Raw genomic sequence first — 15,166 nt, 5'->3', positions numbered from 1 at the left:
CTGGGCTCCGGATCGGGGCCGGATCAGACCTGCATCGCCTTGGCGACTTCGGCGGCGTAGTCCTCGACCACCTTCTCGATGCCTTCGCCGACCACCAGGCGCTGGAAGCCGACGACGTCGCCGCCGGCGGCCTTCACGGCCTGCTCGACGGTCTTGTCGCTGTCCAGCACGTAGCTCTGGCCGTACAGGGTGACTTCGCTGATGATCTTGTTGATCTTGCCGCTGATGATCTTCTCCAGGATTTCGGCCGGCTTGGCCTTGTCCTTTTCGCTCATCTTGGCCAGCTCGATTTCCTTTTCCTTGGCAACGAACTCGGCCGGCACGTCGGCGGCCTTGTTGTGCGGCGGGTTCATCGCGGCCACGTGCATGGCCAGGCCGTTGGCCAGCTCGGCGTTGCCGCCGGCCAGGTCGACCAGCACGCCGATCTTGCCGTTGCTGTGCACGTAGGCACCGACGGTGTTGTTGCCGTCGACCTTGGCCAGGCGGCGGATCTGGATGTTCTCGCCCAGCTTCTGGATGGCGGCGGTGCGGGATTCCTCGACGGTCTCGCCGGAGGCCAGCTTGGCCGACTTCAGCGACTCGACGTCGGCGGCGCCGGAAGCCAGCGCGGCAGCGGCGACGGCGTCGACGAACGCCTTGAAGTTGACGTCATTGGCGACGAAGTCGGTTTCCGAGTTCACTTCGACCAGCACGGCCTTGCCGCCGTTCACGGCGACGCCGATGCGGCCTTCGGCGGTGACGCGGTCGGCCTTCTTGTCGGCCTTGGCGGCGCCGGACTTGCGCAGGGCTTCGGCAGCGGCGTCGATGTCGCCGTTGTTCTCGGCCAGAGCCTTCTTGCATTCCATCATGCCGGCGCCGGTGCGCTCGCGCAGTTCCTTGACCAGGGAGGCGGTGATTTCAGCCATGGGATTACCTCAACGATAGAAAGGGGCAGGCCGGCGATGATCGCCGGCCGTTGTTACGTGGCCCTGTCAGTGGCCGGCGCCGGTGGCGCTGCCGCAGGGGAGGCGGGTGGGGGCGCCACCCGCCGGGTGCATCAGGCCGAAGCCTCGTCGCCCTTCTTGGCGCCCTTCTTGGCCGGAGCGCGGCGGGCCGGCTTGGCTTCTTCGGCGGCAGCGGCGTCGGCGAACTCTTCCTCGCGCACCGAGGCGGCGTGCGGGGCGGCGGCCTTGCCTTCCAGCACCGCGTCGGCGGCGGCGCGGGCGTACAGCTGCACGGCGCGGATGGCGTCGTCGTTGCCCGGGATGGCGTAGTCCACCAGTTCCGGGTTGTAGTTGGTGTCGACCACCGCGATCACCGGGATGCCCAGCTTCTTGGCTTCCTTGATGGCGATGTCCTCATGGCCGATGTCGATCACGAAGATCGCGTCGGGCAGGCGGTTCATGTCCTTGATGCCGCCCAGCGAGGCTTCCAGCTTGTCGCGCTCGCGGCGCAGGCCCAGCACTTCGTGCTTGACCAGGCGGTCGAAGGTGCCGTCGGTTTCGCCGGCTTCCAGCTCCTTCAGGCGCGCAACCGACTGCTTGACGGTGCGGAAGTTGGTCAGGGTGCCGCCCAGCCAGCGCTGGTTCATGAACGGCATGCCGCAACGCTCGGCTTCTTCCTTGATGGCATCGCGCGCGCTGCGCTTGGTGCCCAGGAACAGGATGGTGCCGCGCTTCTGGGCAACCGACGAGATGAAGTTCATCGCGTCGTTGAACAGCGGAACGGTCTTTTCCAGGTTGATGATGTGGATCTTGCCGCGGGCGCCGAAGATGTACGGGGCCATCTTCGGGTTCCAGTAACGGGTCTGGTGGCCGAAGTGGACGCCGGCTTCCAGCATCTGGCGCATGGTGATCTGGGACATTGCAGAACTCCTGACGGGGAACCGGCGATTCCGCCCGCGGGCAAAGTGTGCGGGACGCGTGGAAGCGCGACGGGTTCCGGGGTTGGGCTTCCCTGTTGCCTCCGTGGCCGAACTCCTCGCGGAGCACCCCGGCACGGATGGGGGCAGCAGGTGTGGATTCACCGGTGACGCCCGGTGTGGGCGGCCTGGGCAGGCGCGGGGCCGGCAACGCAGCCGCCGGATTATAGGGTGCGCGGGGGCGCCACGCAAATCGCCGGGCCGGGCGGGCGGCGGTGGCGCCGGAAAACTCGTTCAGGCAGGCGCCGATGGGTGATAATGGCGGCCATGAGCGTGAACCTGAAAACCCCCGAAGAAATCGCCAAGATGCGCATCGCCGGCCGCCTGGCGGCCGAAGTGCTGGACATGATCGGCGCGCACGTCAAGCCCGGTGTCACCACCGAGGAACTGGACCGCATCTGCCACGACCACATCGTCAACGTGCAGGGCGCGATCCCGGCCAACGTCGGCTACCGCGGCTTTCCCAAGACCCTGTGCACCTCGGTCAACAACGTCATCTGCCATGGCATCCCCAGCGAGGCCAAGGTGCTCAAGGACGGGGACATCGTCAACATCGACGTGACCGTCATCAAGGATGGCTGGCACGGCGACACCAGCCGCATGTACTACGTCGGCACGCCCTCGGTGATGGCCCGGCGCCTGGTGGAGACGACCCGGGAAGCGATGTGGCGCGGCATCCGCGCGGTGCGGCCGGGCGCCACGCTCGGCGACATCGGCCATGCGATCCAGGAATACGCCGAGTCCGAACGCTTCAGCGTGGTGCGCGAGTACTGCGGCCACGGCATCGGCAAGGTCTACCACGACGAGCCGCAGGTGCTGCATTACGGCCGTCCCGGGCAGGGGCTGGTGCTCAAGCCGGGCATGACCTTCACCATCGAGCCGATGATCAACGAGGGCACCCGTTACACCAAGGTGCTGCCCGACGGCTGGACCGTGGTCACCAAGGACCGCAAGCTCTCGGCGCAGTGGGAACACATGGTCGCCGTGACCGAGGACGGCGTCGAGGTGCTCACGCTGTCGCCGGCCGAGGCCGGGCACGCGCAACCCGGGGCGGCATGAGCCTGTTGCCGGCGGATCTGGTCCAGCACGTACCGGACGCGCCGGCCGACCCCGCGGGCGATGCGCAGTGGGCTGCCGCGGCGCGGCAGTCGCTGGCCCAGGCCGACGCGCGGCTGTGCCGGCGCTTCGAGCAGGGTGACAACATCGAGCGGCTGCTGGCACTGCGTGCGCGCTGCGTCGACCAGTTGATCCAGCAGGCCTGGCGGCGTTGCCTGGCGGGCGAGGGTGGACTGTCGCTGTTCGCGGTCGGCGGCTATGGCCGTGGCGAACTGTTCCCGCGTTCGGACATCGACCTGCTGGTGCTGGGCGAGCCCCAGGTGCAGCAGGCCAGCGAGGCCGCGCTGGCGCGCCTGTTCGCATTGCTGTGGGACGCCGGGCTGCCGGCCAGCCACGCGGTGCGCTCGGCCGCGCAGTGCGCGCAGGCCGCGGCCGACCAGACCGTGCTCACCGCGCTGATCGAGGCGCGGCCGCTGTGCGTGGCGCCGGGCGCGCAGCAGGCGCTGGCGCGCGCGGTATCGCCGACCCTGATCTGGCCGGCGCGCGATTACTTCCTGGCCAAGCGCGAGGAGCTGCTGCTGCGGCACCAGCGGTTCGGCGATACCGCCGACAACCTGGAGCCGGACATCAAGGATGGCCCCGGCGGCCTGCGCGACCTCAATACCCTGGGCTGGATGGCGCTGCGCGCGTTCGGCGTGAGCGACATCGACGCGCTGGTCGGGCTGGGCCACCTGGGCCTGGACGAGGCCGCCGCGCTCAAGCGCGAGCGCGCCGTGCTGGCGCGGCTGCGCTTCGGCCTGCACCTGGTCGCGCAGCGCGCCGAGGAGCGCCTGCGCTTCGACCACCAGAAGGCGCTGGCCGAGCGCATGGGCTTCGCCGACGACGCCGGCAACCTGGGCGTGGAAAAGATGATGCAGGGCTTCTACCGCAGCGCGGCGGTGGTGCGGCGGATCAGCGACCGCCTGCTGCAGCGGTTCGAGGAGCAGTTCGACGGCGAGGCATCGCCCGAGCCGGTCGGCGACGGTTTTTCGCTGCGCCGAGGCTACCTGTCGGCCGACGACCCTTTGTGGCCGCATGGCGACATCGCCCGCATCTTCGCCCTGTTCGCCTGCTGGGCGCGCACCCCGCAGGTGCGCGGGCTGCATTCGCTGACCGCGCGCGGCCTGGCCGAGATGCTGGACGAGATTCCCGCCTATACCGAAGTGGACGCGGCGGCGCGCGAGCAGTTCATCGCCCTGCTGCGCGGGCCGCGCGCGGTGGACACGCTGGCGCGCATGGCGCGGCTGGGCGTGCTCGGGCAGTGGATACCGGCGTTCGCGCAGGTGTCCGGGCGCATGCAGTTCGACCTGTTCCACGTCTATACCGTGGACCAGCACACGCTGATGGTGCTGCGGAACATCGGCGTGTTCGCCGCCGGCCGCGCCGACGAGCGGTTCTCCATCGCCCACGAGGTCTGGCCGCGGCTGCGCAAGCCGGAACTGCTGCTGCTGGCCGGGCTGTTCCATGACATCGCCAAGGGCCGTGGCGGCGACCATTCCGAACTCGGCGCGGTGGACGCGCGCGCGTTCTGCGCCGCGCACGGCCTCAGCGCCACCGACACCGAACTGGTGGCGTGGCTGGTGGAGCAGCACCTGCGCATGTCGGTCACCGCGCAGAAGCAGGACATCACCGACGCCGAGGTGATCCACCGCTTCGCCGGCCTGGTCGGCAGCCGCGAACGGCTCGATTACCTGTACCTGCTGACCTGCGCGGACATCGCCGGCACCAGCCCGAAGCTGTGGAACGCCTGGAAGGACCGGCTGCTGGCCGACCTGTATTTCGCCGCGCGCCGCGCCCTGCGCGAGGGGCTGGAACAGCCGCTGCCCGAGGCCGAACGGGTGCAGGAAGCGCGCGCCAGCGTGCGCGAACTGATGCGCGCGCTCGGCCATGCCGATGCGGTGATCGAGCGCCAGTTCAGCGCGATGCCCGACGAGAGCTTCGTGCGCTTCCGGCCCGAGCAGCTGGTGTGGCAGGCCACGTCGCTGATGGAAGTGGCGCGCGGCGGCACCCTGGTCAAGGCGCGCCGGATCGCACCGGAAAGCGACGCGCTGGAAGTGTTCGTGCATTCGCCCGACCGCGACGGCCTGTTCGCCGCGATCGTGATGACCCTGGACCGCGCCGGCTACAGCATCCACCGCGCGCGGGTGCTCGACGGGCCGGAGGACACCATCTTCGATACCTTCGAGGTGACCCCGGCCGGCAGCTTCGCCGACGGCGATACCGCGCGCCTGGAGCTGCTGCTGCGCAAGGCGCTGGCCGGCGACATCCAATGCCTGCGGCCGGCGCGGCGGGTGATCCCGCGCCAGCTCCGGCATTTCCGCTTCGCGCCGCGCATCGAGTTCATCGAGAACGCCGAGCATGCGCGCACGGTGTTGAACCTGGTGGCGCCGGACCGCCCGGGCCTGCTGGCCGACGTCGCGCACGTGCTGCGCGACCAGCAGCTGCGGGTGCAGGATGCGCGCATCGCCACCTTCGGCGAACGCGCCGAGGACCAGTTCCAGCTGACCGATCGCCACGATCGCCCCCTTACCGAAACTTCCCGGCAGGCACTGCGCGACGCATTGCTGGCCTGCCTGGAGCCCGACAGAACGCCAGGAGACCCCCGCTGATGGCCACCCGGAAGCCCGCCGCCAAGAAGCCCGCCCCGACCAGGACCGCTACGACCAGGACCGCTACGACCAGGACCGCTACGGCCAGGACCGCCCCGACCAAGACCGCTACGACCAGGACCGCCGCGAAGAAGGTCGCGCCGAAGAAGGTCGCCGCTGCGGCGGCGCCGGCCGCGAAGCCGGCCAAGGCGCCCAGGAAGACGCCCGCGGCCCGGCCGAAGGCGATCGAATCGATCGGTCCGCGCAGCCTGCGCAAGCCGCCAGCGCCGGGCGTGGCGGAAATGAAGTTCGGCATCGAGAGCGCGTTCGAACGCCGCGCGATGCTGACCATGGACGAGATCGAGGGCTACACCCGACCGCTGGTCAACCGCGTCATCGACGGCCTGGAGTCGGGCGAGTTCCGGGTCGCCGAGCCGGACGGCAATGGCGGCTGGAAGGTCAACGAGTGGTTGAAGAAGGCGGTGCTGCTGTACTTCCGCGTCAACGACATGAGCGTGATGGACGGGCGTCCGGCGCCGTTCTGGGACAAGGTCGAATCGCGCTTTGGCGGCTATGGCGAGGCAGAATTCCGCGCCGCCGGGGTGCGCGTGGTGCCCGGCGCCATCGCCCGCCGCGGCGCCCACTTCGGCCGCGACGTGGTGCTGATGCCCAGTTTCACCAACATCGGCGCGTACGTGGGCGAGGGCACCATGGTCGATACCTGGGCCACGGTCGGCTCGTGCGCGCAGGTGGGCAAGCACTGCCACCTGTCCGGCGGCGCCGGCATCGGCGGCGTGCTGGAACCGCTGCAGGCCAGCCCGACCATCATCGAGGACCACTGCTTCATCGGCGCGCGCTCGGAAGTGGTCGAAGGCGTCGTGGTCGGCCACCACAGCGTGATCGGCATGGGCGTGTTCCTGAGCCAGAGCACGCGCATCTACAACCGCGCCACCGGCGAGATCAGCTACGGCTACATCCCGCCCTACAGCGTGGTGGTGTCCGGCTCGCTGCCGAGCAAGGACGGCACCCATTCGCTGTACTGCGCGGTGATCGTCAAGCAGGTCGACGCCCGCACCCGCAGCAAGACCAGCGTCAACGACCTGCTGCGCGGCCTGGCCGATTGATGTTCCTCCTCTCCCTGGCCGGAGAGGGCAAGCCCTGGATCCTGCAATGACCACTCTCTACGGACTCAAGAACTGCGATACCTGCAAGAAGGCCAGCAAGTGGCTGGACCGTTTCGGTGTCGCCCATGCTTTCATCGACTACCGCGAGCACAAGCCCAGCCCCGAGACCCTGGTCGAATGGGCCGGCAAGGCCGGTGGTTTCGACGCGCTGGTCAACAAGTCCTCGACCACCTGGCGGCAGTTGCCCGATGCGCGCAGGGCGCCGGGCTCGGACGCCGAGTGGAAGCTGCTGCTGCGCGAGTACCCGCAGCTGATCCGGCGCCCGCTGGTGGTCACCGACGACGGCGCGCTGAGCCAGGGTTTTTCCGACAACGGCTTCAAGCAGCGCTTCGGCATCGGGTAAGGCAATGGCGCCGATGGACGATGTGGTCGAACTGACCCGTGAACTGATTGCCCGGCCGTCGGTGACCCCGGACGACGCGGGTTGCCAGCAACTGCTCGGCGGCCGCCTCCGCGCCGCCGGCTTCCACTGCGAGCACCTGCGCCTGGGCGAGGTCGACAATCTGTGGGCCACCCACGGCAGCGGCGCGCCGGTACTGGTATTGCTCGGCCATACTGACGTGGTCCCCAGCGGCCCGGTTGCGGCCTGGACCAGCGATCCGTTCCAGCCGGAGGTACGCGACGGCATGCTCTACGGCCGCGGCGCGGCCGACATGAAGGGCAGCGTGGCCGCGTTCGTGGTCGCCGCCGAACAGTTCGTCGCCGCCCATCCCGATCATCCGGGCACGCTGGCGGTACTGCTGACCAGCGACGAGGAGGGCGATGCCATCGATGGCGTGCGCCACGTCGCGCGCCTGTTCGGCGAGCGTGGGCAGCGCATCGACTGGTGCATCACCGGCGAGCCGTCGTCCACCGCGACCCTGGGCGACCTGCTGCGCGTGGGCCGCCGCGGCAGCCTGTCGGCGACGCTGCAGGTCAGGGGCGTGCAGGGCCATGTCGCCTATCCGGACAAGGCGCGCAACCCGATCCACCTGGCCGCCCCGGCGCTGGCCGAACTGGTCGCGCGGCACTGGGACGACGGCTACGAGAGCTTCCCGCCGACCTGCCTGCAGATTTCCAACATCAACGCCGGCACCGGCGCCGGCAATGTCATCCCCGGCGACCTGCAGGTGATGTTCAACCTGCGCTACAACCCGCACTGGAATGCCGGGCGGCTGGAAGCGGAGATCGCCGCGCTGCTGGACCGCCATGGCCTTGATTACACGCTGCGATGGCACCGCAGCGGCGAGCCTTTCTACACCCCGGAAGGACGCCTGCGCAGCGTCGCGCGCGAGGTGCTGGCCGGGTTCGCCGGCGCCACGCCCGAGGAGAGCACCGGTGGCGGCACCTCCGATGCCCGCTTCATCGCGCCGCTGGGCGCGCAGTGCATCGAGGTGGGACCGGTCAACGCCAGCATCCACCAGGTGGACGAGCACGTGCGCCTGGACGACCTGCGGGCGCTGCCCGACCTGTACCGCCAGTTGATCGCGCGGCTGCTGGCCTGATCCGCCCGCGGCCGCCGCGGCGGCCGTGGGATCGCGGGCGCGCACGCACGGGCACATCGGTTGCCCACGAAACAGTTGCACGCCGTCGCAGGGCCACGCTATCGTCGGCCCCATGAACCGCAACGCCCGCACCAACGTGAACGTGTCGAACAACCGCAATAATGCGGTTGCGAACAATCGCGCGCGGCCGATGCGGGTCTGCGACTGAGCCACAAGCACCATACGCCCAGTGACCAGAAAACCCGCATCGGCCGATGCGGGTTTTTTGTTGCGTGCGTGGGTCCCTCCACAAGCGCCCGGCCAGCCATGACCGGGATTCAACGAAAAGCCCCCACAACCAGGAGCAGTCCCCATGTGTTCCATCTTCGGCATCTTCGGCCTGCAGGCGGGCGACGACCTGCAGGCGCTGCGCCGCCAGGCCCTCGAACAATCGCAGCGCCAGCGCCACCGCGGCCCCGACTGGAGCGGCGTGTACGTGGACGAGCGCGCCATCCTCGTGCATGAACGCCTGGCCATCGTCGACCCGGCCGGCGGTTCGCAGCCGTTGCTGTCAGAGGACGGCACGCTGGCGCTGGCGGTCAACGGCGAGATCTACAACCACCGCGAACTGAAGCAGGAACTGGTACAGCCCTATGCGTTCCAGACCGGCTCGGACTGCGAGGTGATCAATGCGCTGTACCGCGAGGACGACCCCGCGTCGTTCCTCAACCGGCTCAACGGCATCTTCGCCTTCGCCCTGTGGGACAAGGTCGCCGGGCGCGCGATCATCGCCCGCGACCCGATCGGCGTGGTGCCGCTGTACTGGGGGCATGACAAGCAGGGCCGCCTGTGCGTGGCGTCGGAGATGAAATCGCTGGCCGATACCTGCGCCGACGTGGCGCAGTTCCCGCCGGGCCACTGGTACGACAGCGCCACCGGCGAGCTGCTGCAGTACTACGCGCGGCCGTGGCGCGACTACGACGCGGTGCAGGGCGTGGAGGTGTCCCGGCAGGCGCTGCGCGAAGCCTTCGAGGCCGCCGTGCACCGCCAGCTGATGACCGACGTGCCCTATGGCGTGCTGCTGTCCGGCGGGCTGGATTCGTCGCTGGTGGCGGCGGTGGCCGCGCGCTACGCCCGCCATCGCATCGAGGACGGCGACCGCAGCGAAGCCTGGTGGCCGCGCCTGCACAGCTTCGCCATCGGCCTGGCCGGCTCGCCCGACCTGGCCGCGGCGAAGATCGCCGCCGACATGCTCGGCACCGTGCACCACGGCTTCGAGTACACCTTCGAGGAAGGCCTGGATGCGCTGCCGGAAGTGATCCGCCACATCGAGACCTACGACGTCACCACCATCCGCGCCTCCACGCCGATGTTCCTGCTGGCGCGGCGGATCAAGGCGATGGGGGTGAAGATGGTGCTGTCCGGCGAGGGCAGCGACGAGATCTTCGGCGGCTACCTGTACTTCCACAAGGCGCCGAACGCGCGCGAGTTCCACGAGGAGCTGGTGCGCAAGCTCGACGCGCTCAACAACTACGATTGCCTGCGCGCCAACAAGTCGATGATGGCCTGGGGCGTGGAGCCGCGGGTGCCGTTCCTGGACCGCGCCTTCCTCGACGTGGCGATGCGCATGGACGCCCGCCACAAGATGGTGGACAAGGCCAGCGGCCGCATCGAGAAGGCGGTGCTGCGCGAGGCGTTCGAGGGCTACCTGCCCAGGGAAATCCTGTGGCGGCAGAAGGAGCAGTTCAGCGACGGCGTCGGCTACGGCTGGATCGACGGGCTCAAGGCGCATGCCGAGGCGCAGGTCAGCGACCGCGAACTCGCCGCCGCCGACAAGCGCTTCCCGTACAACCCGCCGCAGACCAAGGAGGCGTACTACTACCGCAGCCTGTTCGAGCAGTTCTATCCCAGCCCGGCGGCGGCGGAGACGGTGCCGGGCGGCAAGTCCATCGCCTGTTCCTCGCCGGCGGCGATCGCCTGGGACGCCAGCTTCGCGACGATGGCCGATCCGTCCGGTCGCGCGGTGGCCGGCGTGCACGCGCAGGCGCTGGCAGGATGAGCAGGGCGGCGGCGCGCTGCTGCGCCGCCGGTCTTTCCTCATCGCACGGCGCGTCTGTCCCTGCGGCCGGCGCGTCCGTATCCATCGCGGCGGCGGCGGTCCCTGCCCGAAGCCGCCGTTGCTCATCTCACTGTTGCGCTCAAGGGGGTTCTTCGATGCGTGCGTATTCGTTGCTGGTGTCCGGTCTGTTGTGCGCCGCGCCTGCCGCTGCCGCGGAGGTGCCGCTGGAGCGCCACGGCCTGGGCAGTTGGGAAGCGGATATTGGCTACAGCGGCGTGGTGCGCGATGGCGACACTCTGTATGTGTCCGGCGTGCCGTGCCGCGGCCAGGACATGCAGGCCGCGGTGCGGGCGTGCTATGGCGAATTGACGAAGATCCTGCAGCGCTTCGGCGCCGACAGCAGCCAGGTGGTGAAGGAAACCGCGTACACCACCGACATGGATGCGCTGGTCAAGGCCATTCCGGCGCGCAAGGCGTTCTTCGCCGACGGCAGGTACCCTGCCGCGAGCTGGGTGCAGGTCAGCCGCCTGTTCAACGCGGAGGACATGCTCGAGGTCGAATGGACGGTGCGCCTGAAATAGCGCCGCGCGTTGGCTGATCCGTGCTGCGCCCGCCGTTTCAGCGCGGGCGCAGCACCAGGGTGTGGGTGGTGGCGCCCGGCAGGAACGGCGTCGGCCGGCCGTGTACCCAGTCGTCGTGGCCGGCGCCCCAGAACGGCGACAGCGGATGGCCGCTCTGGCCACCGGGCATGTGCACGATGCCGTCGGCTTCATGGCCGGGTGAGACCACCATGCGCTCGGACGCGCCGAAGTCGGGCGTCTGCACGCGTGGCATGTTGCCGTCGCCGGGCAGCGCCTGTGCCGGCATGCACAGCCAGCGCCTGAACAGCGCAGGCAGCGCACGCGACACCGGGTGGCAGATCGCCGCGGTGTTGCGTTCGCCCCAGGTACGCGCGGCCAGGTCGTGGCCCTGCGCGGCCAGGTCCGCTTCCAGTTGCCGCGCGCTGTGCGCCAGCAGTTCGTCCCAGCGCTTGAACGGCGCTGGCAGCAGGTGCGGCGGGCGCTGTTCCAGCAGCGGCCAGGCCACGCCCTCCAGCTGTGGCAGGCGCGGCGCCACGAAGTCCTCCCCGAGCCGCTGCCGCGCGGGCGCCAGCAGGCCGTCCTCCAGCGTATCCAGGACGATGCCGCGGAAGCCGCGGGCGATGCGGTAGCTCGCCGAGTCGACCGCGGCGCGGCCGTCCCAGTGGCGGCTGGCCGCTTCCAGCCGCCGCAGCGCCGGGTCGTCACTGTGCTCCACGGTGGCGCGCAGCAGCTTCCACCAGCGCTCCATCAGTACGGCACGATCGTCGAGCTGGATGGCGAGCAGGTCGCGCTCGTCGAACTGTTCGCGCGCGAACAGGCCGTCGCGGACCTGGCGTGCCCGCGCGCCGAGGTCGTAGCCGCCATCGCCGGCCTCGGCCAGCATGGCACCATCGAGCACGCGGCCATTGGCGGTCCACAGGCGGTGGTCGGCGGGATCGACCAGCGACGGCGCCTGATCCGTGCGCAGTGGCCACGGATGGCAGGGTTCGTTGAAGGGCGACGTGCCCGGCGGCAACGGCGCATCGGATGTGTTGGCGATGCCGCCGGCGGTGCACGTCCCGCTGCGGTCCGGGCGTGCGCCGGCCAGGCGCCAGGCAATGCGGCCGTGGCGGTCGGCCAGCAGCAGGTTCTGCGCGGGGATGCCGGCGCGGTCGGCCACCGCCAGCGCGGCGTTCAGGTCGCCGGCGCGGGCCATGTCGGCGAAATCCAGGCGCACCGCGCCCGGCAGCTGTGCGGTCCAGCGCAGCGCCAGCAGGCTGCCGTCGGCGTTGTCGTGCAGCACCGGGCCCCAGTCGCTTTCGCGTACGACCAGGGTGTCGGCGGGCGCGCCGGCCACGGCGATGGTTTCGTGGTATTCGCGCAACGGCGCGGTGGCCGGCAGGCGCGCGAAATCGGCGGTGTCGATGTAGCTGTTGGTGAAGCCCCAGGCCACATGGGTATTGCTGCCGACGATCACCACCGGCAGCCCCGGCAGGCTGAACCCGGCCACGTCGACCTTGCCGCCCGGCGCGGCCGCATCGGGATGGCGCAGGCGCACGCGGAACCAAAGGTTGGGCGCGCGCAGGGCCAGGTGCATGTCGTCGGCCAGGATCGCGCGGCCATCGCGGGTGAGCGCGCCGGCGACGGCGAAGTTGTTGCTGCCCGGCGCGCTGTCGGCCGCCACCGGTGGCCAGCCGATCCCGCTGTCCCGCCGCGGCGCGGGGGCAGGACGCGCGGCCGTGGCCTCGCCGCCGCCACTGCCGGCCAGCTGGCGCAGGTCCAGCGTCGCCGCATCGGGCAGCGGTGCATCGCCGCGCGCGGCGCCGAACAGTGGCGCATCCCAGCTGCTGCCGTCGTGCGCGAGCAGGGCATAGAGCGCGGGTGGCACCACCTCGCGGATGCGGGCCAGGGCCAGCTCGCGGCTGTTGCCCGGGTCCTGCAGGTCGGCGTACATCGCCAGCCCGGCCAGCACCGAATCCTCCAGGCGCCAGGGGCGCGGCTGCTGGCGCAGCAGCAGGTAGGGCCAGGGCCGTACCGGCAGTGCCGCCAGCCCGGCGTTGACGCCATCGCGGTAGGCCTCGAGTACCGCGCGGCGCTCGCCCAGGGCGACGTCCAGGGTGTCGTGCGCGCGCGGACGCAGGCGGTGCACGCGCATGCGCCGGTCCAGCGGCAGGGCCTTGGCGCCGAACAGTTCGGCCAGCTCGCCGGCCGCCGAGCGCCGCATCAGGTCCATTTCGAAGTAGCGTTCCTGGGCGTGCACGTAGCCCAGCGCGCGGGCCATGTCGCGCTCGTCGGCGGCATCCACCGTGACCATGCCGTTGCCGTCGCGCTGCACCTGGACCGGTGCCGACAGCCCGGGCAGGGCGAGCTCGCCGTCCAGTTCCGGCAGGCTGCCGCGCAGCAGCAGCCAGAGCCCCCCCGACACAAGGATCGAAAGCCCCAGCACGACCCACAGCGAACGCAGCAGCCAGCGCCTCATGCGCCTCTCCCCCGGCCCCAGGAAGCGCGATTGTAGGCGAGGGCGGTGCCGTACGCAGGGCGCAACTGAAACTGATTCCGATTAGATCATCGCCGTGCCGGATCGGGCATCCTGTGCCCCTACGCATATCAGGAGCACCCCCATGCAGGGACACCCGGAAGTCATCGATTGCCTGAAGGAGCTGCTGCGCGGCGAACTGGCCGCGCGCGACCAGTACTTCATCCATTCGCGCCGGTACGAAGACCAGGGTCTGCATGCGCTGTACGAGCGCATCGGCCACGAGATGGAGGAGGAGACCGGGCATGCCGACGCGCTGCTGCGGCGGATCCTGTTCCTGGGCGGCGACCCGGACATGCGCCCGCACGTCTTCGCCCCCGGCAAGAGCGTGGTCGAGATGCTGGAGAAGGACCTGCAGACTGAATATCAGGTGCGCGCCAACCTGGCCGCGGCGGTGAAGCTGTGCGAGTCGCACGGTGACTACGTCAGCCGCGACATCCTGATCGCGCAGCTGCGCGACACCGAGGAAGACCATGCCTGGTGGCTGGAGCAGCAGCTGGGCCTGATCAAGCGCATCGGCCTGGAGCTGTACCAGGCCAGCAAGATGGATGCGAAGGGGTCGCCGGCGCATTGAGCGTGGCCAACCCACGCCCATGAGCGACGAAGGCCGGGAATTCCCGGCCTTTTCGTTGATGCAGGGAGCGTGCCTGTCAGTCGCCGGCGCGCCGCATGCGGTAGACCGCGGTGGACAGCGCGCTGACGCCTTCGGCGCGGAAGCCGGGCTCCTGCGCGAGGATGTCGCGGCGCTCGGCCAGTTCCACCCGCCACGCCGGCGCGAACGATTCCACTTCCGTCTGGCCCACCGCGAATGGCGGCCCGGCCTTTTCCGCCTGCGGGTATTCGAGCGTGATCAGCAGCGCGCGGCAGCCGGCCGGCAGCCGTGCGTAGACGGTGTCGCGGTAGCGCTGGCGCAGTTCCGGCGGCAGCGCGATCAGCGCAGCGCGGTCGTAAAGCCCGGCGATACCGGCCAGGGTCGCGTCATCGAGGGTGAAGGCGTCGCCCAGGATGATCTCGATCGGGCCGGCGCTGAAATGCTCGCCCAGCGCGCTGCTGCGGCGTTCGGGCCGCAGCCCGGCCTCGGCGAAGAACTGCGTCACCGCCAGCGGCGAGATCTCCACGCCGAGCACGCGGTGGCCCTGCGCGGCCAGCCAGTGCATGTCCAGGCTCTTGCCGCACAAGGGCACCAGCACGCGGCCGCCCGGCGCGACCTGCAGCGCAGGCCAATGTCTTTCCAGCAGCGGCATCACCTCGCCGCGGTGGAAGCCGATCTGTCCCTGTTGCCAGCGCTGCAGCCAGAATTCGGGTTGCATGGCGTTCCCCTCAGCGGACTTTCCGCCAGCCGTTCTCCGGCGTGATCCGCGCCAGCGCGTCGTTGCCTGCATAGAAGCGGACCAGGCCGCAATCGCGGCACACGACACTGCGCATCTTGGCGCTGGCGAACACGCCGCTGGCGCCGGGCAGCAGGTCCGGGCCGTAGCCGCCGCGGGCGCTGATGCCGCCGTGGGTATACAGGTTGTCGCCGCGGCACTCGGGACAGATGCTCTGCGGTGAAGCGTCTTGCTGGGATGTCATGTTGCTTCCTTGTAAGGCGGGTTTCCGGCCGTCGCCACGGCCGGAACACAGCATGGATCGTTCACACTGCGCGCCGCGCCATGCATGCGCATGGCAACGGCGATGCCGGCCGCGCCGCCGCGCGCCAGTGAAACGGGTTATTGGACGTCGAGGCCTTCCACCTTCTGCCGCGCCACGCCTGCGCGTGGCGACTGCAATACCGGCCGCGC

The 15,166-nt window shown here is 70.0% G+C and carries 13 protein-coding genes; 8 read left to right on the top strand and 5 right to left on the bottom strand.

What is annotated here, in order from left to right:
- Positions 1 to 23: 23 nt before the first annotated feature.
- Positions 24 to 905, bottom strand: coding sequence for a translation elongation factor Ts (tsf, locus tag ACJ7VY_RS11080; protein ID WP_104939195.1), 882 nt, complete (start codon positions 903 to 905; stop codon positions 24 to 26).
- Positions 906 to 1,036: 131 nt separating this feature from the next.
- On the bottom strand, positions 1,037 to 1,843 hold the full coding sequence (gene rpsB / locus ACJ7VY_RS11075; protein ID WP_104939194.1) for a 30S ribosomal protein S2: 807 nt from the start codon (positions 1,841 to 1,843) through the stop codon (positions 1,037 to 1,039).
- Between the two features lie 324 nt (positions 1,844 to 2,167).
- On the opposite strand from rpsB, the gene map reads away from it, so the two are divergent.
- From map to ACJ7VY_RS11040, 7 genes are all read left to right on the top strand, one after another.
- Positions 2,168 to 2,959 (top strand): type I methionyl aminopeptidase, encoded by a 792-nt coding sequence (gene map / locus ACJ7VY_RS11070; protein ID WP_233996193.1) that lies wholly within the window; start codon positions 2,168 to 2,170, stop codon positions 2,957 to 2,959.
- Entirely contained in the window at positions 2,956 to 5,604 is a 2,649-nt protein-coding gene (locus ACJ7VY_RS11065) for a [protein-PII] uridylyltransferase (protein ID WP_104939192.1), read from the top strand. Before map ends, ACJ7VY_RS11065 begins: the two co-directional genes overlap by 4 nt.
- Positions 5,604 to 6,707 carry a 2,3,4,5-tetrahydropyridine-2,6-dicarboxylate N-succinyltransferase gene (dapD, locus tag ACJ7VY_RS11060; RefSeq protein WP_409475621.1) on the top strand — a complete coding sequence of 368 codons (1,104 nt, stop codon included), beginning with the start codon at positions 5,604 to 5,606 and terminating at the stop codon, positions 6,705 to 6,707. Before ACJ7VY_RS11065 ends, dapD begins: the two co-directional genes overlap by 1 nt.
- Before the next feature lie 46 nt (positions 6,708 to 6,753).
- Positions 6,754 to 7,110: an arsenate reductase gene (locus ACJ7VY_RS11055; RefSeq protein WP_240211793.1), complete on the top strand. Its 357-nt coding sequence runs from the start codon at positions 6,754 to 6,756 to the stop codon at positions 7,108 to 7,110.
- A gap of 13 nt (positions 7,111 to 7,123) precedes the next feature.
- Positions 7,124 to 8,251 carry a succinyl-diaminopimelate desuccinylase gene (dapE, locus tag ACJ7VY_RS11050; RefSeq protein ID WP_161614653.1) on the top strand — a complete coding sequence of 376 codons (1,128 nt, stop codon included), beginning with the start codon at positions 7,124 to 7,126 and terminating at the stop codon, positions 8,249 to 8,251.
- A 352-nt stretch (positions 8,252 to 8,603) separates the two neighbouring features.
- Positions 8,604 to 10,289 carry an asparagine synthase B gene (asnB, locus tag ACJ7VY_RS11045; protein WP_409475620.1) on the top strand — a complete coding sequence of 562 codons (1,686 nt, stop codon included), beginning with the start codon at positions 8,604 to 8,606 and terminating at the stop codon, positions 10,287 to 10,289.
- Positions 10,290 to 10,444: 155 nt separating this feature from the next.
- Positions 10,445 to 10,870, top strand: coding sequence for a RidA family protein (locus ACJ7VY_RS11040; RefSeq protein WP_293761434.1), 426 nt, complete (start codon positions 10,445 to 10,447; stop codon positions 10,868 to 10,870).
- Positions 10,871 to 10,907: 37 nt separating this feature from the next.
- Here the strand turns inward: ACJ7VY_RS11040 and ACJ7VY_RS11035 are convergent, their stop codons facing one another.
- Complete coding sequence (locus ACJ7VY_RS11035) at positions 10,908 to 13,328, bottom strand: penicillin acylase family protein (protein ID WP_409475619.1); 2,421 nt, start codon at positions 13,326 to 13,328, stop codon at positions 10,908 to 10,910.
- A 142-nt stretch (positions 13,329 to 13,470) separates the two neighbouring features.
- Between ACJ7VY_RS11035 and ACJ7VY_RS11030 the strand changes: the two genes are divergently transcribed.
- Positions 13,471 to 13,959, top strand: a complete 489-nt coding sequence (locus ACJ7VY_RS11030; protein WP_104939187.1) for a bacterioferritin — start codon at positions 13,471 to 13,473, stop codon at positions 13,957 to 13,959.
- Positions 13,960 to 14,035: 76 nt separating this feature from the next.
- Here ACJ7VY_RS11030 and ACJ7VY_RS11025 read toward each other — a convergent pair whose 3' ends face one another.
- Both ACJ7VY_RS11025 and ACJ7VY_RS11020 read right to left on the bottom strand, forming a co-directional pair.
- The gene (locus tag ACJ7VY_RS11025) at positions 14,036 to 14,695 is read right to left on the bottom strand and encodes a thiopurine S-methyltransferase (RefSeq protein ID WP_104939186.1); all 660 of its coding nucleotides are present in this window, start codon (positions 14,693 to 14,695) and stop codon (positions 14,036 to 14,038) included.
- A 10-nt stretch (positions 14,696 to 14,705) separates the two neighbouring features.
- Complete coding sequence (locus tag ACJ7VY_RS11020; protein WP_104939185.1) at positions 14,706 to 14,957, bottom strand: hypothetical protein; 252 nt, start codon at positions 14,955 to 14,957, stop codon at positions 14,706 to 14,708.
- Between the last annotated feature and the right edge of the window lie 209 nt (positions 14,958 to 15,166).

The sequence above is a fragment of the Stenotrophomonas sp. Y-13 genome (assembly GCF_046267925.1).
GTDB lineage: Bacteria > Pseudomonadota > Gammaproteobacteria > Xanthomonadales > Xanthomonadaceae > Stenotrophomonas > Stenotrophomonas acidaminiphila_A.
This window is presented reverse-complemented; position numbering and strand designations above follow the sequence as displayed.

What these genes read in the sequence shown, in the direction of transcription:
- tsf (WP_104939195.1), bottom strand. Translation starts at nt 905, where the DNA reads ATGGCTGAAATCACCGCCTCCCTGGTCAAGGAACTGCGCGAGCGCACC.
- rpsB (WP_104939194.1), bottom strand. Translation starts at nt 1,843, where the DNA reads ATGTCCCAGATCACCATGCGCCAGATGCTGGAAGCCGGCGTCCACTTC.
- map (WP_233996193.1), top strand. Translation starts at nt 2,168, where the DNA reads ATGAGCGTGAACCTGAAAACCCCCGAAGAAATCGCCAAGATGCGCATC.
- ACJ7VY_RS11065 (WP_104939192.1), top strand. Translation starts at nt 2,956, where the DNA reads ATGAGCCTGTTGCCGGCGGATCTGGTCCAGCACGTACCGGACGCGCCG.
- dapD (WP_409475621.1), top strand. Translation starts at nt 5,604, where the DNA reads ATGGCCACCCGGAAGCCCGCCGCCAAGAAGCCCGCCCCGACCAGGACC.
- ACJ7VY_RS11055 (WP_240211793.1), top strand. Translation starts at nt 6,754, where the DNA reads ATGACCACTCTCTACGGACTCAAGAACTGCGATACCTGCAAGAAGGCC.
- dapE (WP_161614653.1), top strand. Translation starts at nt 7,124, where the DNA reads ATGGACGATGTGGTCGAACTGACCCGTGAACTGATTGCCCGGCCGTCG.
- asnB (WP_409475620.1), top strand. Translation starts at nt 8,604, where the DNA reads ATGTGTTCCATCTTCGGCATCTTCGGCCTGCAGGCGGGCGACGACCTG.
- ACJ7VY_RS11040 (WP_293761434.1), top strand. Translation starts at nt 10,445, where the DNA reads ATGCGTGCGTATTCGTTGCTGGTGTCCGGTCTGTTGTGCGCCGCGCCT.
- ACJ7VY_RS11035 (WP_409475619.1), bottom strand. Translation starts at nt 13,328, where the DNA reads ATGAGGCGCTGGCTGCTGCGTTCGCTGTGGGTCGTGCTGGGGCTTTCG.
- ACJ7VY_RS11030 (WP_104939187.1), top strand. Translation starts at nt 13,471, where the DNA reads ATGCAGGGACACCCGGAAGTCATCGATTGCCTGAAGGAGCTGCTGCGC.
- ACJ7VY_RS11025 (WP_104939186.1), bottom strand. Translation starts at nt 14,695, where the DNA reads ATGCAACCCGAATTCTGGCTGCAGCGCTGGCAACAGGGACAGATCGGC.
- ACJ7VY_RS11020 (WP_104939185.1), bottom strand. Translation starts at nt 14,957, where the DNA reads ATGACATCCCAGCAAGACGCTTCACCGCAGAGCATCTGTCCCGAGTGC.